General features: G+C 60.0%; 21 protein-coding genes. 12 read left to right on the top strand and 9 right to left on the bottom strand.

Annotation, left to right across the window (positions count from 1 at the left end; genetic code table 11):
• Positions 1 to 113: 113 nt before the first annotated feature.
• The 4 genes from E4T63_RS24210 to E4T63_RS24195 all read right to left on the bottom strand — a co-directional run bounded on the left by E4T63_RS24210 (position 114) and on the right by E4T63_RS24195 (position 3,982).
• Positions 114 to 968, bottom strand: coding sequence for a shikimate dehydrogenase (locus tag E4T63_RS24210; protein ID WP_135296612.1), 855 nt, complete (start codon positions 966 to 968; stop codon positions 114 to 116).
• A complete protein-coding gene (aroQ, locus tag E4T63_RS24205; RefSeq protein WP_025108744.1) occupies positions 965 to 1,414 on the bottom strand; it encodes a type II 3-dehydroquinate dehydratase in 450 nt (149 codons plus the stop codon). Before aroQ ends, E4T63_RS24210 begins: the two co-directional genes overlap by 4 nt.
• A 196-nt stretch (positions 1,415 to 1,610) precedes the next feature.
• The gene (trmA, locus tag E4T63_RS24200; protein ID WP_098965728.1) at positions 1,611 to 2,690 is read right to left on the bottom strand and encodes a tRNA (uridine(54)-C5)-methyltransferase TrmA; all 1,080 of its coding nucleotides are present in this window, start codon (positions 2,688 to 2,690) and stop codon (positions 1,611 to 1,613) included.
• Positions 2,687 to 3,982 carry an NCS2 family permease gene (locus E4T63_RS24195; protein WP_003228434.1) on the bottom strand — a complete coding sequence of 432 codons (1,296 nt, stop codon included), beginning with the start codon at positions 3,980 to 3,982 and terminating at the stop codon, positions 2,687 to 2,689. Before E4T63_RS24195 ends, trmA begins: the two co-directional genes overlap by 4 nt.
• Before the next feature lie 224 nt (positions 3,983 to 4,206).
• Here E4T63_RS24195 and E4T63_RS24190 point away from each other — a divergent pair, with 224 nt between their 5' ends.
• A complete protein-coding gene (locus E4T63_RS24190) occupies positions 4,207 to 4,656 on the top strand; it encodes a DUF4879 domain-containing protein (RefSeq protein WP_135296611.1) in 450 nt (149 codons plus the stop codon).
• Positions 4,657 to 4,722: 66 nt separating this feature from the next.
• Positions 4,723 to 5,274, top strand: a complete 552-nt coding sequence (locus E4T63_RS24185; protein ID WP_135296610.1) for a DJ-1 family glyoxalase III — start codon at positions 4,723 to 4,725, stop codon at positions 5,272 to 5,274.
• 6 nt (positions 5,275 to 5,280) lie between these two features.
• Here E4T63_RS24185 and E4T63_RS24180 read toward each other — a convergent pair whose 3' ends face one another.
• Positions 5,281 to 6,519, bottom strand: a complete 1,239-nt coding sequence (locus tag E4T63_RS24180; protein ID WP_007963751.1) for an MFS transporter — start codon at positions 6,517 to 6,519, stop codon at positions 5,281 to 5,283.
• 539 nt (positions 6,520 to 7,058) lie between these two features.
• Between E4T63_RS24180 and E4T63_RS24175 the strand changes: the two genes are divergently transcribed.
• The 3 genes from E4T63_RS24175 (at position 7,059) to E4T63_RS24165 (ending at position 9,763) form a co-directional block, all read left to right on the top strand.
• A complete protein-coding gene (locus tag E4T63_RS24175; protein ID WP_027612845.1) occupies positions 7,059 to 8,501 on the top strand; it encodes a cytochrome ubiquinol oxidase subunit I in 1,443 nt (480 codons plus the stop codon).
• A 3-nt stretch (positions 8,502 to 8,504) separates the two neighbouring features.
• Positions 8,505 to 9,512, top strand: a complete 1,008-nt coding sequence (cydB, locus tag E4T63_RS24170; protein WP_007963753.1) for a cytochrome d ubiquinol oxidase subunit II — start codon at positions 8,505 to 8,507, stop codon at positions 9,510 to 9,512.
• An 83-nt stretch (positions 9,513 to 9,595) separates the two neighbouring features.
• The gene (locus E4T63_RS24165) at positions 9,596 to 9,763 is read left to right on the top strand and encodes a DUF2474 domain-containing protein (protein WP_135296609.1); all 168 of its coding nucleotides are present in this window, start codon (positions 9,596 to 9,598) and stop codon (positions 9,761 to 9,763) included.
• A gap of 75 nt (positions 9,764 to 9,838) precedes the next feature.
• Here E4T63_RS24165 and E4T63_RS24160 read toward each other — a convergent pair whose 3' ends face one another.
• Positions 9,839 to 10,963, bottom strand: a complete 1,125-nt coding sequence (locus E4T63_RS24160; RefSeq protein WP_135296608.1) for a methyltransferase — start codon at positions 10,961 to 10,963, stop codon at positions 9,839 to 9,841.
• A gap of 151 nt (positions 10,964 to 11,114) precedes the next feature.
• Positions 11,115 to 11,843 carry a helix-turn-helix transcriptional regulator gene (locus E4T63_RS24155; protein ID WP_135296607.1) on the bottom strand — a complete coding sequence of 243 codons (729 nt, stop codon included), beginning with the start codon at positions 11,841 to 11,843 and terminating at the stop codon, positions 11,115 to 11,117.
• 332 nt (positions 11,844 to 12,175) lie between these two features.
• Between E4T63_RS24155 and E4T63_RS24150 the strand changes: the two genes are divergently transcribed.
• Positions 12,176 to 12,952, top strand: coding sequence for a ferredoxin--NADP reductase (locus tag E4T63_RS24150; protein WP_135296606.1), 777 nt, complete (start codon positions 12,176 to 12,178; stop codon positions 12,950 to 12,952).
• 42 nt (positions 12,953 to 12,994) lie between these two features.
• Here the strand turns inward: E4T63_RS24150 and mscL are convergent, their stop codons facing one another.
• Positions 12,995 to 13,408: a large-conductance mechanosensitive channel protein MscL gene (mscL, locus tag E4T63_RS24145; protein WP_135296605.1), complete on the bottom strand. Its 414-nt coding sequence runs from the start codon at positions 13,406 to 13,408 to the stop codon at positions 12,995 to 12,997.
• Between the two features lie 285 nt (positions 13,409 to 13,693).
• Between mscL and katB the strand changes: the two genes are divergently transcribed.
• The 3 genes from katB to radA are packed head-to-tail and all read left to right on the top strand — an operon-like array spanning position 13,694 to position 17,243.
• Positions 13,694 to 15,235, top strand: a complete 1,542-nt coding sequence (katB, locus tag E4T63_RS24140; RefSeq protein ID WP_098965718.1) for a catalase KatB — start codon at positions 13,694 to 13,696, stop codon at positions 15,233 to 15,235.
• 60 nt (positions 15,236 to 15,295) lie between these two features.
• Positions 15,296 to 15,832: an ankyrin repeat domain-containing protein gene (locus E4T63_RS24135; protein ID WP_135296604.1), complete on the top strand. Its 537-nt coding sequence runs from the start codon at positions 15,296 to 15,298 to the stop codon at positions 15,830 to 15,832.
• A gap of 43 nt (positions 15,833 to 15,875) precedes the next feature.
• Complete coding sequence (radA, locus tag E4T63_RS24130; RefSeq protein WP_007963764.1) at positions 15,876 to 17,243, top strand: DNA repair protein RadA; 1,368 nt, start codon at positions 15,876 to 15,878, stop codon at positions 17,241 to 17,243.
• A 149-nt stretch (positions 17,244 to 17,392) separates the two neighbouring features.
• On the opposite strand, the gene E4T63_RS24125 is transcribed toward radA, so the two are convergent.
• Positions 17,393 to 17,761 carry a PilZ domain-containing protein gene (locus E4T63_RS24125; protein WP_098965715.1) on the bottom strand — a complete coding sequence of 123 codons (369 nt, stop codon included), beginning with the start codon at positions 17,759 to 17,761 and terminating at the stop codon, positions 17,393 to 17,395.
• Positions 17,762 to 17,920: 159 nt separating this feature from the next.
• On the opposite strand from E4T63_RS24125, the gene E4T63_RS24120 reads away from it, so the two are divergent.
• The 3 genes from E4T63_RS24120 (at position 17,921) to yjiA (ending at position 21,324) form a co-directional block, all read left to right on the top strand.
• Positions 17,921 to 19,987 carry a carbon starvation CstA family protein gene (locus E4T63_RS24120; protein ID WP_007963766.1) on the top strand — a complete coding sequence of 689 codons (2,067 nt, stop codon included), beginning with the start codon at positions 17,921 to 17,923 and terminating at the stop codon, positions 19,985 to 19,987.
• Between the two features lie 15 nt (positions 19,988 to 20,002).
• Positions 20,003 to 20,200, top strand: a complete 198-nt coding sequence (locus E4T63_RS24115; protein WP_003228401.1) for a YbdD/YjiX family protein — start codon at positions 20,003 to 20,005, stop codon at positions 20,198 to 20,200.
• Positions 20,201 to 20,352: 152 nt separating this feature from the next.
• A complete protein-coding gene (gene yjiA / locus E4T63_RS24105) occupies positions 20,353 to 21,324 on the top strand; it encodes a GTPase (protein WP_135296603.1) in 972 nt (323 codons plus the stop codon).
• Positions 21,325 to 21,404: the final 80 nt, after the last annotated feature.

Here is a 21,404-nt window from a genome sequence, read left to right as displayed (position 1 = left end):
TATCCAATGTGGGAGCGGGCTTGCTCGCGAAAGCGGCGTGTCAGCCTATACATCTAGCGCCTGACACACAGCCTTCGCGAGCAAGCCCGCTCCCACAGGATCGATGTTTATCTTCAGCCGTTCATGCTTTGAAAATGCGCAAGCATCCGCTGCGCATCCGGCACCACGCCGCTGAACAATTCAAACGCCTTCACCGCTTGAAACACCGCCATGTTGCCGCCGTCCAGCGTGCGGCAACCCAGCGCGCGGGCGTTGCGCAGCAGTTCGGTTTCCAGCGGGAAGTAAACGATCTCCGCCACCCACAATTCCTTGCGCAGCAACTCCACCGGCACTGGCATCCCCGGCAGTTTGGCCATGCCCATCGGCGTGGTATTCACCAGACCATCGGCCTGATTCAGCGTGCCCGGCAGATCTCGCCCGGCGACGGCGCGACCGACGCCGAAATGCTGGTTGAGGTTGTTCGCCAGACTCTCGGCGCGCTCGCGGTCGACATCGAAAATACTCAGCTGCTGTACGCCTTCGCTCAACAACGCGTGGGCCACTGCCGCTCCCGCACCGCCGGCGCCCATCTGGACGACACGTTCACGCGCAGCATCCTTCAGGCCCCGACGAAAACCTTCGGCAAAACCCAGGCAATCGGTGTTGTGGCCGATGCGCTTGCCATCCTTGAGCACCACCGTGTTGACCGCGCCGATGCCCCGGGCTTCCGGCGACAATTCATCGAGCAACGGGATGATCGCCTGCTTGCACGGGAAGGTGATGTTCAGGCCGGTGTAGTGCATACGCTCGGCGGCCAGCAGCAAGTCGGGCAGCGCGTTGCTGTCGAGTTGCAACTGATCGAGGTCGATCAGTCGATAGAGGTAACGCAGGCCTTGGGCATCGCCTTCGTGTTCATGCAGTGCTGGCGTGCGCGAGGCTTGAATACCCGCACCGATCAGGCCAGCCAGTATTACCGGTTTACGGGTCATGCTGCGCGCCCCTTCAGTCGCTGACTGAAATGCTCCAGGGCCAGGCGATAGCCATGGCTGCCGAAGCCGCACATCACCGCCGTGGCGATGGCCGAGACAAACGAGTGGTGGCGGAATGGCTCACGCGCATGCACGTTGGACAGGTGCACTTCGATCACCGGCAACTCACTGGCCACCAGCGCGTCGCGGATCGCCACCGAGGTGTGCGTCCACGCCGCCGGGTTGATCACGATCCCGGCGCAACGGCCGCGTGCCGCATGAATCCAGTCGAGCAATTCGCCTTCGTGATTGGTCTGGCGAAACTCCACGGCCAGGCCGAATTCTTCGGCAGCGCGGCCGCACAGAGCAGAAATATCAGCCAGGGTTTCGTGACCGTAGGTCGCCGGTTCACGAGTGCCGAGCAGGTTCAGGTTCGGGCCGTTGAGCACCAGAACGATAGGGGGCATGGGGGCAAACTCCACTTATTGTTTTTGGCTTGGGCCGAAGGTTTCAGCCTGTGGAGGTAAAATGTACCAGATGGTTACCATGGTCAATTGAGCAACGTTGCGCTTGGCGCTTAGTGTTCGTTAATCGCACAAAACAAAACATCACCCACAAAAAAGCCGTCAATCACGACGGCTTTCTCGTATCCGGCATTCGCCATCAACGCCGGGTCAGCAACACCCCCGACTCCATGTGATGTGTCCACGGGAACTGGTCGAACATCGCGCAGCGGGTGATGCGGTGCGTGTCGTGCAGTTGGGCGATGTTGGCCGCCAGGGTTTCCGGGTTGCAGGAGATGTACAGGATATTGTCGAAGCGCCGCGTCAGCTCGCAGGTGTCCGGGTCCATGCCGGCGCGCGGCGGGTCGACGAATACGCTGCCGAACTCGTAGCTCTTCAGGTCGATGCCTTGCAGGCGACGGAACGGGCGCACTTCGTTAAGCGCTTCGGTCAGCTCTTCGGCGGACAGGCGCACCAGCGTGACGTTATCCACAGCGTTTTCGCTGAGGTTGCTCAGTGCGGCGTTGACCGAGGTCTTGCTGATCTCGGTGGCCAGCACTTTGCGCACACGGGTGGCGAGCGGCAGGGTGAAGTTGCCGTTGCCGCAGTACAGCTCCAGCAGATCATCGCTGCGATCGCCCAGCGCTTCGAATGCCCAGTTCAGCATCTTCTGGTTCACCGTGCCATTGGGCTGGGTGAATGCGCCTTCCGGCTGGCGGTAGCTGAAGGTGCGACCACCGACTTCGAGTTTCTCCACCACGTAATCGTGGCCGATGACTTCGCGCTTGCCCTTGGAACGCCCGATGACGCTGACGTTGAGATCAGCCGCCAACTTCGACGCGGCCGCATGCCAGTGCTCGTCCAGCGGACGGTGGTAGCACAGGGTGATCATCGCATCGCCAGCCAACGTGGTCAGGAACTCCACCTGGAACAGCTTGTGGCTCAGCGCCGAACTGGCCTGCCATGCCGCCTTGAGCTGCGGCATCAACTGGTTGATGCGCAGGCTGGCAATCGGGAACTCTTCGATGAGGATCGGCGTGCGTTTGTCGTCCTGAGAAAACATCGCGTAGTGCCGTTCGCCGGCCTCGCGCCACAGGCGAAATTCCGCACGCAGGCGGAAGTTCTGCAGCGGCGAGTCGAACACGGTCGGCTCTGGTGCATCGAACGGGGCCAGCAGGTCACGCAAACGCGTGACCTTGTCTTCGAGCTGAGTGGCGTAGGCCTGGGAATCGAAAGTCATGCGTTGAACCAACCCAACTTGATCACAAACAGAATCGACAGAATCACCAGCGCCGGGTTCAGCTCACGGGCGCGGCCCGACAGCAGCTTGATCACGGTCCAGGAGATGAAACCGAAGGCGATGCCGTTGGCGATCGAGTAGGTGAACGGCATGGCCAGCGCGGTGACCACGACCGGTGCGGCGACGGTGATGTCTTCCCAGTCTATTTCCGCCAGGCCCGAAGTCATCAGCACGGCGACGAACAGCAGCGCTGGTGCGGTGGCGAAGGCTGGCACGCTGGCCGCCAGTGGCGAGAAGAACAGCGCCAGCAGGAACAGGATAGCTACCACTACAGCCGTCAGACCGGTACGCCCGCCAGCGCTCACGCCAGCCGCGGATTCGATGTAGCTGGTGGTGGTCGAAGTACCCAGCAGCGAGCCGGCCATCGCCGCGGTGCTGTCGGCGATCAGTGCGCGACCCATTTTCGGCATGTGGCCGTCCTTGCCCATCAGGCCGGCACGCTTGGCGACGCCGATCAGGGTGCCGGAGTTGTCGAACAGGTCGACGAACAGGAAGGCGAAGATCACGCTGACCAGACCGATATCCAGCGCGCCCTTGATGTCCAGTTGCATGAAGGTCGGGGCCAGCGAAGGTGGCATCGAGGTCACGCCGCCGAACGGGGTGAAGCCCATGGCGATGGAAATGATGGTCACCGCCAGAATGCCGATCAGCACTGCGCCGCGCACTTTCAGTGCTTCGAGGGCGACGATCAGGGCGAAGCCGAGGGTGGCGAGGATCGGCGCCGGGGCTTTCAGGTCACCGAGGCCGACCATGGTCGCCGGGTTGCTGACCACGATGCCCGCGTTATGCAGGGCAATCAGCGCCAGGAACAGGCCGATACCGGCGGCAATCGCCGAGCGCAGGGGCAGCGGGATGCTGTTGATGATCCATTCGCGGATGCGGAAGATCGACAGCAGGAAGAAGCACACTGCCGAGATGAACACCGCGCCCAGCGCCACTTGCCAGGTGTGGCCCATGTGCAGGACCACGGTGTAAGTGAAGAAGGCGTTCAGGCCCATGCCAGGCGCGAGGGCGATCGGGTAGTTGGCGATCAGGCCCATGATGGTCGAGCCGATGGCGGCTGCCAGACAGGTGGCGACGAACACCGCGCCCTTGTCCATGCCGGTCTCGCCGAGGATGCTCGGGTTGACGAACAGAATGTAGGCCATGGCCAGGAAGGTCGTGACGCCCGCCAGAATCTCGGTACGCACGTTGGTGTTGTGTGCCTTGAGTTGAAACAGCCTTTCCAGCATGTCTGCTCCCCGTGGCGCGCGCGGCGCCGTGAATGTATCGACCTCAACAGCAAAGCACAGACCGTCGCAAGCGCCTGGGAATTTGTGGTGGGCCGGAAAAAGCCGCGCATCATACCAGCAGCGTGAGGAATATGGCGGTTGTTGGTGCCGAACGTCGTCGAAGTTTTGCCACAGGGCCAACTGCGCCATACTGCGCGCTGAATTTTTTGGGGAAATACGATCACATGGGCAAGCGCTGGATAAAGGCTTTGGGGGTAATGGCCGGGCTGATGGTCGGGTCGACGGCGGCGCTGGCAGCCTCGGCGCCACCGTTGACTGAAGTGAAGGTGATCAAGGTTCAGTCGCCGGCTTGCGGCCTCGAAGACATCGGCGATAACCAGCCGCAAACCCAATGCGATCACAGCGGCCCGAGCATCAAGGTGTTCGTGCTGGAAATCGGCTATGGTCAGAACCAGCCGCATGCCACGCTGGACGGTTTTGAAGTCAACGGCACCCGGGCGCCGGTGTGCGCCTTTGATAACGGCAACCTGACTGAGTGCAAGCCCGGCAGCAACACCGTCGGCTCACTGTATACCTTTGATCTGGCGGGCAAGCAGGAAGGCACCTTCACCTTCAGTAACACCTCGATCAACGCGCCACGCAACACCCTGTCGGCCCAGCTTTACATCAAGTAACGGCTGTCATCGAACAGGCAGGGCAAAGCTGACTACGCTTTAAAGATCACCCAGCGGATAGCGCCCATGACCTTTAGAGCCCTGATTACCCTCGCCGAGGGCATCGATGATCTGCAAAGCGTGACCCTGGTCGACGTGCTGCGCCGCGCCGGCGTCGAAGTCGTGGCGGCCAGCATCGAAGGCCGGCGCATGCTGACCTGCACGCGCGGTACGCGCCTGACAGCGGACGGCATGCTGGTTGATGTATTGGCGCAGACCTTCGACCTGATCGTCCTGCCCGGTGGTGCCGTCGGCGCCCAACATCTCGCGGCGCATCAGCCGCTGCAGCAATTGCTCAGGGACCAGGCCAGCGCCGGCCGCCTGTTCGCCGCCATCGGCGAAGCCCCGGCCATCGCCCTGCAAGCCTCAGGCGTATTACGCCAGCGGCGCATGACCTGCCTGCCGAGTGCCAGTCATCAATTGTCGGGCTGTACGTTTGTTGATCAGCCGGTGGTGGTCGACGGCAATTGCATCACCGCCCAAGGCTCCGGTGGCGCACTGGCGTTTGCCCTGACGCTGGTGGAGCAGCTTGGCGGCAAGGCGTTGCGGGCGAAAGTGGCGGGGGAGATGTTGGTTTGACGAGAGTCAGACCTTCGCCTCTTCCACCGGCACATGCATCCGGTCGCGGTTGGCCAGGGTCGGGAACAGTTTGATCCACGTTCCGGTGACCACCAGCGTTCCGATTCCGCCCATCACCACCGCCGGGACGGTGCCGAACCAGTGCGCGGTGAGGCCGGATTCGAATTCGCCCAACTGGTTCGAGGCGCCGATGAATAGGCCGTTCACTGCGCTGACCCGGCCGCGCATTTCGTCCGGAGTTTCCAGCTGCACGAAGGAGGCGCGGATCACCATGCTGATCATGTCCGCCGCGCCGAGCACCACCAGCACCGCCAGCGAGAACCAGAACGAGGTCGACAGACCGAAGGCGATGGTTGCGACGCCGAACACGCCAACGGCGGTGAACATCACCCGGCCAACATTGCGCTCGACGGCAAATCGCGCCAGAAACAGTGACATCCCCAACGCACCAACCGCCGGCGCCGAACGCAGCAGGCCCAGGCCCCATGGGCCGGTGAGCAGGATGTCCTTGGCGAACACCGGCAGCAACGCGGTGGCACCACCGAGCAGCACGGCGAACAGATCCAGCGAGATCGCCCCGAGGATGTCCGGGCGGCTGCGAATGAAGCGGATACCCGCCAGCAACGAATCCAGCGTGGCTTTGCCTTTGTTCAGTGGCGTCTGTCGCGCGGGCAGGTTGAGCATCAAGGTGCAGGCGATGACATAGAGCAATACCGTCGGGCCGTAGACCCAGACACTGCCAAACGCGTAAAGCAAGCCACCGAGGGCCGGAGCGACAATGGTGGCTGACTGTTGAGCCGACTGTGCTGCGGCGACCGCCCGTGGAAACAGGGCGCTGGGCACGATGCTCGGCAGCAGCGCCTGGGTCGTCGGCATTTCGAAGGAGCGCGCCGCACCGAGCAGGAAGGCGAGGATAAAGATCATTTCCCGGGTGACGTGGTCGGTCGCACTGCCGATGGCCAGTGCCAGGGCAATCAACGCCTGCAACGACTGACAGATCGCCGCGACCCGACGCCGGTCATAACGGTCGGCGACATGCCCGGTGTGCAGCATGAACAGCACCCGAGGCGCGAACTCGACCAGACCGACCAGACCCAGGTCGAGCACGTTGCCGGTCAACTGATACAGATTCCAGCCGATCGCCACCGTGAGCATCTGAAAGCCACTGGCGGTGAAGATTCGGGCGAACCAGAACGCAAGAAAAGGACGATGGTGACGTAACAGCAGGGGCTCTTGGCTGGGCATCTGAAGGCAGGTCTGGCTCTTGGGGGAACCGCGAGGTTATCACCAGTCTGTAACAGGAAGTTGCTATGACAAAAAATTTAGTTAGCCAGACATCTATCGTTCCCTGGCACCTCTCACCCCAATGTGGTGAGGGGATTTATCCCCGATCGGCTGCGCAGCAGTCGTAAAAAATTGACGATGCACCAAAAGGCAGGATGTCTGTGGGGCTGCTTCGCCGCCCATCGGGGATGAATCCCCTCACTACAGGTCGTGCAGCTCTGAGGAGTGTCTTTCAGAACGTTGCCCAGGCAATGAGGCAACTTGTCACGCGGCAAACGACCACGCCGTTCTTCGTCGGAAATGGGACTACTCTTTTAACGTTGCTTGATCCAGATCAAGACCCTCCCGGGCCATGCTCTGGTGGCCCGTTGGCCAGACTCCCTGCGTTGCGATGGCTGTTAAAAAAGAACGAATCAGAATTCGCCGCACTCCATATCCGTGGGGGCAGTAGGCAGGGGCCACAAGCCCCAATGCCGGTATTACCTGACAGAGGAAGACTTATGTTCGGTTTAGAGGCACTCGATCTCGCCCGAATTCAGTTCGCGTTCACCATCTCGTTCCACATCCTGTTCCCGGCCATCACCATTGGTCTGGCGAGCTACCTGGCGGTGCTTGAAGGGTTGTGGTTGAAAACCCATAACGACACTTACCGGGATCTCTACCACTTCTGGTCGAAAATCTTTGCCGTCAACTTCGGCATGGGTGTGGTCTCCGGTCTGGTCATGGCTTACCAGTTCGGCACCAACTGGAGCCGTTTCTCGGACTTCGCCGGTTCCGTCACCGGACCGTTGCTGACCTACGAGGTGCTCACGGCATTCTTCCTTGAGGCCGGTTTCCTCGGGGTGATGCTGTTCGGCTGGAACAAGGTCGGACGCAAACTGCACTTCTTCTCCACGGTAATGGTGGCGATCGGCACGCTGATCTCGACATTCTGGATCCTCGCTTCCAACAGCTGGATGCAGACGCCGCAAGGCTTCGAGATCGTCAACGGTCAGGTGATCCCGACCGACTGGCTGGCCATCGTGTTCAACCCGTCGTTCCCGTATCGCCTGATGCACATGGCGACCGCTGCGTTCGTGGCCACGGCGTTCTTCGTTGGCTCGTCGGCGGCCTGGCACCTGCTTCGCGGCAAGGACAACCCGGCGATCCGCACCATGCTGTCGATGGCAATGTGGATGGCGCTGATCGTCGCGCCAATCCAGGCGGTTATCGGTGACTTCCACGGGCTGAACACCCTTGAGCATCAGCCGGCAAAAATCGCCGCGATCGAAGGCCACTGGGAAAACAAAGGCAACGAAGCGACGCCGTTGATCCTGTTCGGCTGGCCGGACATGAAGGAAGAGAAAACCAAATTCGCCGTGGAGATTCCGTATCTCGGCAGCCTGATCCTGACCCACTCGCTGGACAAGCAAGTACCGGCGCTCAAGGAGTTCCCGCCTGAAGACCGGCCGAACTCGACCATCGTGTTCTGGTCGTTCCGGGTCATGGTCGGTCTCGGCTTCCTGATGATCTTCACCGGTCTGTGGAGCCTGTGGCTGCGCAAGCGCGATTCGCTCTACACGTCGCGGCCGTTCCTGTATCTGGCGTTGTGGATGGGGCCGTCCGGCCTGATCGCGATCCTCGCTGGCTGGTTCACCACTGAAATCGGTCGGCAGCCGTGGGTGGTCTACGGGCTGATGCGCACGGCGGATGCCTCGTCCAATCACAGTTTCATGCAGATGAGCATCACCCTGATCATGTTCGTCGTGGTGTATTTCGCGCTGTTCGGTGCGGGGCTTGGCTACATGATGCGCCTGGTGCGCAAAGGGCCGAAAACCGACGAAGGCAAGGAAACCAACGAAGGTGGTCCTGGCCAGAAACGCACTCCGGCTCGGCCGTTGTCCGCAGCCGATGATGAAGGTACCGACGCCGACTCGCAGCGTAGCCTGGAAAAGGAGATTTGACTCATGGGTATTGATCTTCCGCTGATCTGGGCCGTGATCATCATCTTCGGCATCATGATGTACGTGGTCATGGACGGCTTCGACCTGGGGATCGGGATTCTCTTCCCGTTCATCCCGGGCAAGACCGACCGTGATGTAATGATGAACACCGTCGCCCCGGTTTGGGATGGCAATGAAACCTGGCTGGTACTGGGCGGCGCGGCGTTGTTCGGCGCGTTCCCGCTGGCCTATTCGGTGGTGCTGTCGGCGCTGTACCTGCCGTTGATCTTCATGCTGATCGGCCTGATTTTTCGCGGTGTTGCGTTCGAGTTCCGCTTCAAGGCCAAGGACGACAAGCGCCACCTGTGGGACAAGGCGTTCATCGGCGGTTCGGTGGCGGCGACGTTCTTCCAGGGCGTGGCACTCGGGGCCTTCATCGACGGTTTGCCGGTGGTCAATCGGCAATACGCCGGCGGTTCACTGGACTGGCTGACACCGTTCACCCTGTTCTGCGGCGCCGCGCTGGTGGTGGCCTATGCCTTGCTCGGTTGCACCTGGCTGATCATGAAGACCGAAGGCAAGTTGCAGGAGCAGATGCACAACCTCGCGCGGCCCTTGGCGTTCGTGCTGTTGGCGGTGATCGGCATCGTCAGTCTGTGGACGCCGCTGGCTCACCCCGAGATCGCGACACGCTGGTTCAGCATGCCGAACCTGTTCTGGTTCATGCCGGTGCCGATTCTGGTGCTGGTGACGCTGTACGGGCTGATCCGCGCGGTGGCGCGCAATGCCAACTACATGCCGTTCCTGCTGACCCTGGTGCTGATATTCCTCGGCTACAGCGGTCTGGGCATCAGCCTGTGGCCGAACATCGTGCCGCCGTCGATCTCGATCTGGGACGCCGCCGCACCGCCGCAAAGCCAGGGCTTCATGCTGGTCGGTACGCTGTTCATCATCCCGTTCATCCTGGGTTACACCTTCTGGAGCTACTACGTGTTCCGCGGCAAGGTCACCCATGAAGACGGTTACCACTGATCTCTCGCTTTGCTCACCCTGTGAGAGCAAGCCGGCTCGCGGTGGCGTCCTCAGCGACGCCATCGCCCAAGAGGAACGATGCAATGAACAGCAAACATTCCCTGCACGAGATTGAAGAAGCCGAAAAAAAGCCGCTGTGGCAGCGGCTCGGCTGGTTGGCCCTGATCTGGATCGGTAGCGTCGGCGCGCTGTTCATTGCCGCCAGCCTGATGCGCCTGTTCATGAGCGCGGCCGGCCTGACCACACACTGAAACATCCCGTCCCGCTGCCCTTGGGCACGGTTTTATGACCCTCCGCATTGCGGAGGGTTTTTTTTGCCTGACGCTTTACTTGCGGGCTTTGAGAATCACGAATTTCGGTGTGGCTGCCACTTGCTCGACGCCACGGAACAGCCGCGCCAGCTTGCTGTGATAGCCCAGGTGCCGGTTGCCGACGATGTACAAAGCACCGCCCACCACCAGCGCCTCGCGGGCCTGCTGGAACATGCGCCAGGCGAGGAAATCGCCGACCACCTGTTGTTGATGGAACGGCGGATTGCACAGCACTACGTCCAGCGATTGCGGCGCCTGGCCGGCCAGACCATCGCCAGCGCGCACGAGCACTTCGCGCTCGCCCAGCGCGGCGCGCCAGTTCTCGGCGGCCGATTGCACGGCCATGAACGATTCGTCGACCAGCGTGTAGTGCGCGTCGGGGTTGTGCAGGGCGCTGGCGATGGCCAGTACGCCGTTACCGCAGCCGAGGTCGGCGACGCGGGCGCTGCCGAGGTTCTTGGGCAGGTGCGGGAGAAAAGCTCGGGTGCCGATGTCCAGGCCCTCACGGCAAAACACGTTGGCGTGGTTGAGCAATTCGATGGCCGGCTCGTCCAGTTGATAACGCGAAGGGTAGGGCGAGGTCGCCGGAGCTTTGGCTTCAGGCGTTGCGATCAACAGGCGAGCTTTCTTCACCGCCAGTGAAGCCTGTACCGGGCCAATGTAACGCTCCAGCAGATCACCGGCTGCGCGCGGCAAATGCTTGACCATGGCCGCTGCCACCACTTCGGCGCCGGGTGCCAGTAGCCCTTGCAGGCGGATCAGTTGCTCTTCCAGCAATGCCAGCGTCTTGGGCACGCGGATCAGCACTCGGTCGAACGGCCCGACCAACGGCTCACTGGCCGCAATTCCGCGCACGGCATCAAATGCCAGGCCGTTGCGTACCAGGTTCTTTTCCAGGCCCTGGAATGCGAGAAACGAGTCGCCACTGCTGCTGACCTGAACCTTGCCCGCCAGACTCGCCGCCAGCGCTCCGAAGCTGTCATTGAGTACCAATACCCGAGTGTCTGCCGTCGGTTGTTGCGCGGCCAGATGATTGAGCAGGTATTCGTCAGCCGCATCGAACGCTTGCAGCGGTTCATTCTGCTGCTCGGGCTGGCGGATCAGGTCGAGTTGGGCAAAGGGCGTTTCGAGCAAGGGCATGGTACGGGAACTCTGGTTATTCAACGGGTGGCCCGCAGCCCAGGGCATCGCGCAGCGGTACCGTCCGAGTGAAATACAACGTCAAGGTTCACGTCATCACTCAGGAAGGTCGCAGATGGTACGTTTTTTTCCGTTGAAATACTCGCAGCTTTTAGTGGGCAGGCATGTCGAGAAGGCCGCAACTCTTGGCAGCAATGACCGCAGAAATCTTGTTGCAGACGTTCAGTTTGAGAATCACGTTTTGCACGTGGTAATTCACCATCCGCTCGCTCAGGCAGAGGATCCTGGCAATCTCATAGGCCGTCTTGCCGAGCGCCGATAGCTTGAGCACTTCCAGTTCTCGCGGTGAAAGGCGTGGGGGGGCGGGCTTTTTGACCGGTTTGGGCAAGGTTTTGGCGAACAGGTCACTCAGGTGGCTGGTCGCGTAAAACATATAGCCAAAATGCTCGTACAACTCGAGCGGACTTAATGGACCGTTTTTCCTGGCGAGGCTCAGGGTGCTGCACAGCCCGCTGTCTTCGTGGTGGAACGACTGCGACCAACCGTGTCGCAATCCATGTTTCTGTTGGGCGTCCCACAGCGACAAGGTTTGCGAAAACACGTCCTCGGTCCAGACAATCGGCAGCATTGAACGACTGCAGTGTGCTATTACCGGATCGATTTTCCGGTAGTTTTGTCTTTCATAAAGTTGGTTCCACTCTTTCGGATAGTTATTGATTTGCAAGGTCTTTAAGTCAGCGTTCCGATTGTTTGATGTCAATGAGATGGCACAAAAATTGAAGCCAATATTTTGAGCGAATCGCAGCAAGATCGGATAAGCGGTCTCTATTTCTCTTGCGAAAGTCAGTTGCTTTAATTGCGACTCCTTCCACATTTCCATCACTCACTCTCCATGAGTCGTTCGTAGGGTGCTTTTTTATGGATCCAATCGGATCCTGCACGCAACCGAGTGTAGGACAGGTCTTACAAATGGCGTTGAATTTTTTTGCTCTTGGAGGGGGCGGTTAGTTGCTGGAAAGGTTATTAGTCATCAATAACGCGTTGGATTTAACCTGTCATTCAATCGGACTTTGAATAAAACTGTATTAGCGGCATTTGGGTTTAATTCTCATTTTTTTCGGGCGGTCTGAACGGTAAACCACTACAAAAGCAGTGGTGTTTATGCTCTGAGTTTGCGCGAGACTGTCAGGGTCTTTTCCGTGGAGTGCCCCCATGACTGTCAGCGCAGATAAATTTACTGCCCAGACCTTGCTCGACGTGCAGCCTTTGACCCCCAGTCTGTTTACCCTGCGCACCACGCGCGATACGGGCTTCAGGTTTCGCGCGGGACAATTCGCTCGCCTGGGGGTGACAAAGGCTGATGGCAGCACGGTCTGGCGTGCTTACTCGATGGTCTCTTCACCCTTCGACGAGTTTCTCGAGTTCTTCTCCATCGTGGTGCCAGGTGGCGAATTCACCAGTGAACTTAGTCGCTTGCAGGTCGGCGATACCCTGCTGGTGGAACGCCAGGCCTTTGGTTACCTGACGCTGGATCGGTTTGTCGACGGTCGGGATTTGTGGCTGTTATCCACCGGGACCGGGGTTGCGCCGTTTCTGTCGATTCTGCAGGACTTCGAAGTGTGGGAGCGATTCGAGCGGATCATTCTGGTGTACAGCGTGCGCGAAGCGCGGGAACTGGCCTATCAGTCGTTGATTGCAGAACTGTCCGAGCGTGAGTACCTGGCAGAACACGCCCATAAACTGCAGTTCATTCCCACCGTTACCCGAGAAAAGGTTCCTGGTGCCTTGCATGGCCGTATTACCAGCCTGATTGATAGCGGCGAGCTGGAGCATGAAGCCGGCGTTGAACTGGCCCCCGAGCACTCGCGCGTCATGCTGTGCGGCAATCCGCAGATGATCGACGACACCCGGGCACTGCTGAAGAAACGCCACATGAGCCTGAGCCTGACGCGGCGGCCGGGACAGGTGGCGGTGGAAAACTACTGGTAAAAAAACGGCGCCATCAGGCGCCGTTCTTTATTCATCAAGCAGTCAAGGCCGGTTGTTCTGGGCCTTGAGCAGATCGCGGATCTCACCGAGCAACTCTTCTTCCTTGGTCGGAACCGGTGGCAGGGAAGGGGCTACGGCTTCTTCGCGTTTAAGGCGGTTGATGGCTTTGACACCCATGAAGATCGCGAAGGCGACGATCACGAAGTCCAGAATGCTCTGGATGAATTTACCGTAAGCCATGACCACGGCAGGGGCGTTGCCCCCGGCGGCTTTAAGCGTGATGGCCAGATCACTGAAGTCCACCCCTCCGATCAACAGGCCGATTGGCGGCATGATCACGTCGCCGACAAACGACGAAACAATTTTGCCAAAGGCGGCACCGATGATGATACCGACGGCCATGTCGACCACATTGCCTTTGACCGCGAAGGCCTTGAACTCACTAAGCACGCCCATAGGTTATTTCCTTGTTACAGATGAGGTTGGTGTACGCAGTGTAAATCAGCAAACGCGTCCTGCGCGAAACACCTTCTTACAATGCCCGTTTTTATCGACCGATAAATCTGCAATTAGTTTGCAAAGTGCCACTAATCGCGCGCGAAATACGCCGTAACACGCTGATCGGGAAGCCAAAATTTTCAATCGTCGGGTTACGAACTTTCTATTTATGTTCGCGGACTTAGCCCTCTAGCCTCTGGTTGGCGCACCTGGATGCGCCCAAAAGAACCAGAGGAACCTGATATGAATTCCACCCTTGGACTGGGGGCTTTTCCCCATCGCCGTACGCTCGGCGTACTCACCGCCAGCCTGTTGACCTTCTCCGTGCACGCCGCGCCCCTGACCCGGGATAATGGTGCAGCGGTGGGCGACAATCAGAACTCGCAAACCGCCGGCGCCAACGGCCCGGTGCTGCTGCAAGACGTGCAACTGATCCAGAAACTCCAGCGTTTCGACCGTGAGCGCATTCCCGAGCGTGTGGTGCATGCCCGCGGTACCGGTGCCCATGGCACGTTCACCGTGACCAACGACCTCAGCGACCTGAGCAAGGCCAAGGTATTCGCTGCCGGGCAGGTGACGCCAGTGTTCGTGCGCTTCTCCGCAGTGGTTCACGGTAACCACTCCCCGGAAACCCTGCGCGATCCACGGGGCTTTGCCACCAAGTTCTACACCGCTGATGGCAACTGGGACCTGGTCGGCAACAACTTCCCGACCTTCTTCATTCGCGACGCGATCAAGTTTCCGGACATGGTCCATGCGTTCAAACCCGATCCACGCACCAACCTTGACGATGACTCGCGTCGTTTCGACTTCTTCTCCCACGTGCCGGAAGCCACTCGCACGCTGACCGAGCTGTATTCCAATTCGGGTACTCCAGCCAGTTATCGGGAAATGGACGGTAATGGCGTGCATGCCTACAAGTTGGTTAACGCCAAAGGCGAAGTGCACTATGTGAAGTTCCACTGGAAAAGTTTGCAGGGCATCAAAAACCTGACACCTGAACAAGTCGAGAAAGTTCAGGGCAAAGATTACAGTCATATGACTAATGATCTGGTCAGTCATATCAATAAGGGTGATTTCCCGAAATGGGACTTGTACATCCAAGTGCTGAATCCGCAAGATTTGTCCAAGTTTGATTTCGATCCATTGGACGCTACCAAGATCTGGCCGAATGTTCCTGAGCGAAAAGTTGGACAAATGGTGTTGAACCGTAATCCGGCCAATGTGTTCCAGGAAACCGAACAAGTTGCCATGGCCCCGGCCAATGTTGTGCCGGGTATCGAACCTTCAGAAGATCGTCTGTTGCAAGGTCGAGTGTTTTCTTATGCCGATACGCAGATGTATCGTCTGGGAGCCAATGCCCTGCAGTTGCCGATCAACGCGCCAAAAGTTGCGGTCAACAATGGCAATCAGGACGGTGCGATGAACTTTGCAGCCACGCAGTCTGGCGTGAACTATCAGCCAAGCCGCCTGCAACCGCGTGAAGAGCCGCAAAGCGCGCGTTACAGCCAGCTGGCACTGTCGGGCAGCACCCAGCAGGCGAAGATTCAGCGTGAGCAGAACTTCAAACAGGCCGGGGATCTGTATCGCTCGTTCAGCCAGCAGGAGCGTCAGGACCTGATCGCCAGCTTCGGCGGTTCGCTGGCGACCACCGATGACGAGAGCAAGCACATCATCCTGTCCTTTCTTTATAAGGCAGATCCGGAATACGGCACCGGTGTGACCAAAGTGGCCAAGGGTGACCTGAGCCGGGTCAAGGCGCTGGCAGCGAAACTGGTCGACTGATCTCGACGCCATGCAACGCGGGGCCTGATTCAGGCCCCGTTCTGCCCAAGGAGAGCGTTTATGCGTGCCTTTCTTTTACTGTTGCTCGGTTGCCTGTCATTTGCAGCGCTGGCCGAACAGAACCCCGAGGCGATCAAGGCGCAGTTGCAGGATTACTATTTCGATGCCGCCCGGCGTGGTGATGTGCCGATGCTCGAGACCTTTATCGAGTCCGGTTATTCCCTCGATACCCGCGACAGCAAGGGCTACACGGCTTTGATTCTGGCGGCGTATCACGGCCAGGGCGCAGCAGTTGACCGGTTACTGGCGGCGGGCGCTGATGCCTGCGCGCAGGACCAACGTGGCAACACAGCGCTGATGGGCGCGATTTTCAAAGGCGAGATGCAGATTGCTCGAAGGCTGATGGCCACCGATTGCAGCCCCGATCAGCGCAACGGCGCAGGCCAGACTGCGGCGATGTACGCCGGGTTGTTCAAGCGTGTCGAACTGCTCGATGCGCTCAAGGCCAAAGGCGCCGATCTCAATGCCGAAGACCCGCTGGGCAATAGCGCCGCGCGTCTGGCCAACGGCGAAATCCGCACCGCCGCGCCGCGCTGAGCGGTGGCTGCGTTATCATCGCGGTTTTTGCCGGGGGATCCAGATGGCCAAGGCCAAGCGCATGTACGGCTGCACCGAGTGCGGCGCAACCTTTCCCAAGTGGGCAGGCCAGTGCGGCGAGTGCGGCGCCTGGAACACCCTGACCGAAACCATGATCGAAAGCGGCGGGGCCACGGCGCCCACCGGGCGTACCGGCTGGGCCGGGCAGCAGGCGCAGATCAAGACCCTGGCCGAAGTCAGCATCGAGGAGATTCCGCGCTTCTCCACCGCGTCCGGTGAGCTGGATCGGGTTTTGGGTGGCGGTCTGGTCGACGGCTCGGTGGTGCTGATCGGTGGTGACCCGGGCATCGGCAAGTCGACGATTCTGTTACAGACCCTGTGCAACCTCGCCAAGAGCATGCCGGCGCTGTACGTCACCGGCGAAGAATCCCAGCAGCAGGTGGCGATGCGCGCCCGGCGTCTGGGGCTGCCCCAGGATCAACTGCGGGTGATGACCGAAACCTGCATCGAAACCATCATTGCCACCGCCCGTCAGGAAAAACCCAAGGTGATGGTGATCGACTCGATCCAGACCATTTTCACCGAACAGCTGCAATCAGCGCCGGGTGGCGTCTCGCAGGTACGTGAGAGCGCGGCGTTGCTGGTGCGTTATGCCAAGCAGAGTGGCACGGCGATCTTCCTCGTCGGTCACGTCACCAAGGAAGGCGCGCTCGCCGGCCCGCGGGTGCTGGAGCACATGGTCGATACCGTGCTGTATTTCGAAGGCGAATCCGATGGCCGTTTGCGTCTGTTGCGGGCGGTGAAAAACCGTTTCGGTGCGGTCAACGAACTCGGTGTGTTCGGCATGACCGACAAGGGCCTGAAAGAAGTCTCCAACCCTTCGGCGATTTTTCTCACCCGTGCCCAGGAAGAAGTCCCGGGCAGTGTGGTCATGGCCACCTGGGAAGGCACCCGGCCGATGCTGGTGGAAGTGCAGGCGCTGGTGGATGACAGTCATCTGGCCAATCCACGGCGCGTGACGTTGGGCCTTGATCAGAACCGATTGGCGATGTTGTTGGCGGTATTGCACCGTCACGGTGGTATTCCGACTCACGACCAGGACGTGTTCCTCAACGTGGTCGGCGGGGTGAAGGTGTTGGAGACCGCATCGGATCTGGCATTGATGGCGGCGGTGATGTCGAGCCTGCGCAACCGGCCTTTGCCGCATGACCTGCTGGTGTTTGGTGAAGTGGGCTTGTCCGGCGAAGTGCGTCCGGTGCCGAGTGGGCAGGAGCGTTTGAAGGAAGCGGCCAAGCATGGCTTCAAACGGGCGATCGTGCCCAAGGGCAATGCGCCGAAGGAGGCGCCGCCGGGGTTACAGATCATTGCCGTGACCCGCCTGGAGCAGGCGCTCGACGCATTATTCGAGTAAACGCCGTTCCCTTGTTTGAATGAAATCCTGTAGTGAGGGGATTTATCCCCGATGGGCTGCGCAGCAGACCCAGATTTATCAGGGCCGCTCCGCGCCCCATCGGGGATAAATCCCCTCACCACAAGAGTGTTCCCACGTTGATTTGGCGGCTAGATTTCGATCAAGGCACCCAATTCGCGCTCAAGCTCGGTTTCATCCGCCAGATTCAGCTCGATCAACCGCCGCAAGCGCTGGATCGATTCCAGACTGATATGCCGGCATTTAAACCCCAGTTGCCCGTGATCCTCGTGGGCCAGATGCACATCCATCTGAATATTCACGTCATCGCTCAGATGAATGTCGACGAAGAAATCCTGCTCCTTGTCCCCCAGCCACGGCTCCGGCTTCTCGATCAGCAAGCCCTTGAGCGACAGGTCGATCAACTTCACCGGCCAGATGAAGTGGCCCTGACTCAGCTCGGTTCTGGCATCGAACGCAATACGTTTGAAGCGACGGCGATTGGCTGGGTGTTCGCTCATGGCGCAATCCTCGGGAGAGTTCGCTGACTATAGACCCGACTCGCGGGTGGCTGCCAATCAACGAGCCGTCTAGACCAACGTCGGGGTATGGCCTTTGGCGCCGTAAGCGCTAAACTCGGGGTGGCTGTCTTTCTTGTCCACCCTGGCTGGAATAATAAAATGAAAAATAATAATAGCCTGCTACGCCACTTACCCTGGCTAGTGCTGGCAATCGTAGGAGCGTGCGCCCTGGGCGTAGTGGCATTGCGCCGAGGAGAGGCGATCAACGCCTTGTGGATCGTGGTCGCGGCCGTGGCCATTTATCTGGTTGCGTACCGTTACTACAGCCTGTTCATCGCCAACAATGTGATGCAACTGGATCCGCGTCGGGCCACCCCCGCCGTGCTCAACAACGACGGCCTGGACTACGTGCCGACCAACAAACACATTCTTTTCGGTCACCACTTCGCGGCCATCGCCGGCGCAGGACCTCTGGTCGGCCCGGTACTGGCGGCGCAGATGGGTTATCTGCCCGGCACGCTGTGGCTGATTGCCGGGGTGGTGCTGGCGGGCGCGGTGCAGGACTTCATGGTCCTGTTCATGTCGACCCGGCGCAACGGCCGTTCCCTGGGCGACATGGTGCGTGAAGAAATGGGCCGCATCCCCGGCACCATCGCCCTGTTCGGCTGCTTCCTGATCATGATCATCATCCTCGCGGTGCTGGCGCTGATCGTGGTCAAGGCACTGGCGGAGAGCCCATGGGGCATCTTCACCGTGATGGCGACCATCCCGATCGCGATGTTCATGGGCATCTACATGCGCTACATCCGCCCGGGCCGCATCGGCGAGATCTCGGTCATCGGCGTGTTGCTGCTGCTCGGTTCGATCTGGCTCGGTGGGCAGATTGCCGCTGATCCGGTGTGGGCCAAGGCCTTCAGCTTCACCGGTGTGCAAATCACCTGGATGCTGATCGGTTACGGCTTCGTTGCCGCCGTGTTGCCGGTGTGGCTGATTCTGGCGCCGCGCGACTACCTGTCGACGTTCCTCAAGATCGGCACCATCATCGCTCTGGCGATCGGCATTCTGGTAACCATGCCCGAGCTGAAAATGCCGGCGCTGACCCAGTTCGTCGACGGCACCGGGCCGGTGTGGAAGGGCGGTCTGTTCCCGTTCCTGTTCATCACCATCGCTTGCGGTGCGGTGTCCGGGTTCCACGCACTGATCTCTTCGGGCACCACGCCGAAGTTGCTGGATAACGAAACCAACGCGCGTTACATCGGTTACGGCGGCATGCTGATGGAATCGTTTGTGGCGATCATGGCCATGGTTGCCGCTTCGGTGATCGAGCCGGGCGTGTACTTCGCCATGAACAGCCCGGCCGCCGTGGTCGGCGGTGACGTCGCATCGGTGGCGCAGATGGTCAGCAGCTGGGGCTTCGCGATCACGCCGGAGGCGCTGCAAGCCGTGGCTCACGACATCGGCGAAACCACCATCCTCGCCCGTGCCGGCGGCGCGCCGACCCTGGCGGTCGGCATCGCGCAGATCCTGCACAGTGTCCTGCCGGGTGAAAACACCATGGCGTTCTGGTACCACTTCGCGATCCTGTTCGAAGCGTTGTTCATTCTGACTGCTGTAGACGCCGGCACCCGTGCCGGGCGCTTCATGCTGCAGGACCTGCTCGGCTCCTTCGTTCCGGCGCTGAAACGTACCGAATCGTGGACCGCCAACCTGATCGCCACCGCCGGTTGTGTGGCGATGTGGGGCTGGTTGCTGTATCAGGGCGTGATCGATCCGCTGGGCGGCATCAACACCCTGTGGCCGCTGTTCGGTATCTCCAACCAGATGCTGGCCGGTATCGCGCTGATGCTCGGCACCGTGGTCCTGATCAAGATGAAGCGCCAGCGCTACATCTGGGTCACCCTGCTGCCAGCCGCTTGGCTGCTGATCTGCACCACCACTGCAGGCTTCATCAAGCTGTTCGACGCCAACCCGGCGATCGGCTTCCTGTCGCTGGCCAAGAAGTACAGCGATGCCTTGGCCGCCGGCCAAGTCATTGCCCCGGCCAAGAGTATCGAGCAGATGCAGCACGTGATCTTCAACGCCTACACCAACGCAACGCTCACTGCGCTGTTCCTGTTCGTGGTCTTCAGCATCCTGTTCTATGCGCTCAAGGTCGGCATCGCCGCCTGGGGCAAAAAAGAGCGTACGGATAAAGAATCGCCATTCCAGGCCCTGCCGGACGCGTAACCAGAGGATTGCACCATGTTCAATGACCTGAGTCGCCTCGGCAAATACCTCGGTCAGGCCGCACGCCTGATGGTCGGCATGCCCGACTACGACACCTACGTCGAGCATATGCAAACCAAACACCCGGACAAACCGGTAATGAGCTACGAGATGTTCTTCCGCGAACGTCAGGAAGCGCGTTACGGTGGCAAGGGTGGGCCGAAGTGCTGTTGAGCTGACAGCCTGCGGTTGAGGTAATCCCCCGGTGGGAGCGGGCTTGCTCGCGAAAGCGGTGTGTCATCGAGCAATGATGTCGACTGACACGACCCCTTCGCGAGCAAGCTCGCTCCCACATTTGTTTTGTGTTTGTTTCAGGAGATCGTGTTTTGTCTTCTCCCATACCCGTAACGGTACTCAGCGGTTTCCTCGGTGCCGGCAAGACCACCTTGTTGCGCCATCTGCTCAAAGCCGAGCATGGCCTGAAGATCGCCGTGATCGAGAACGAATTCAGCGACGCCGGCATCGACACCCAGTTGCTCGGCGACGAACCGGTGCAAGTCATGACCCTGGCCAACGGCTGCGTCTGCTGCACCATCCACACTGACCTGACCAAGGCCTTGTACCTGCTGCTCGAACGCCTGGACAACGGCGAAATCGCCTTCGATCGCTTGGTGATCGAGTGCACCGGTCTGGCCGACCCGGCCCCGGTGGCGCAGACCTTTTTCATCGATGAGGAACTGCGCGAGCGTTATCTGCTCGACGGCATCATCACCCTCGTGGATGCCGCCCATGCCGACCAGCACCTGACCCAGACCATTGCTCAGGCGCAGATCGGTTTCGCCGACCGCTTGCTGGTGAGCAAGACCGATCTGGTGGATGAGGCCACGTTCACCGCGCTGGGCGAACGCCTGACGCGGATCAATCGTCGCGCGCCGATCCGCGTGGTCGAGCATGGCAACATCGATCTGGCCGAACTGCTCGACGTGCGTGGCTTCAATCTCAATGCCGATCTCGGCGGCGGGGTGAGTCTGCGTCCGGTGAGCAAGGCGCCGTCCATCGACCGTATCTCCAGCCTGGTGCTGCGCACAGACCAGCCACTGGATATCGATCAACTCAGCGAGTTCATGAACGAGCTGCTGGAAGAGCACGGCAAGCAATTGCTGCGTTACAAAGGTGTTCTGAACATTGCGGGTGAAGATCGGCGCTTGGTGTTTCAGGGCGTACTGAAACTTTACGGATTCGACTGGGACACCGAGTGGGCCGAGGGTGAGGCGCGGGAAAGTGTGATTGTGTTTATTGCCGATGATTTGCCGGAAGAGAAGATCCGGGCCGGGTTTGCCAGAGTGACTTCTGCCTGATGATTCTTCGGCGCCAGGGCTGACGCCTTCGCGAGCAAGCCCGCTCCCACAGTAGGCCGCATTCTGTCAGGAGGAATGCA

It is taken from the genome of Pseudomonas fluorescens, assembly GCF_004683905.1.
In the GTDB taxonomy this organism is placed as follows: domain Bacteria; phylum Pseudomonadota; class Gammaproteobacteria; order Pseudomonadales; family Pseudomonadaceae; genus Aquipseudomonas; species Aquipseudomonas putida_A.
This window is presented reverse-complemented; position numbering and strand designations above follow the sequence as displayed.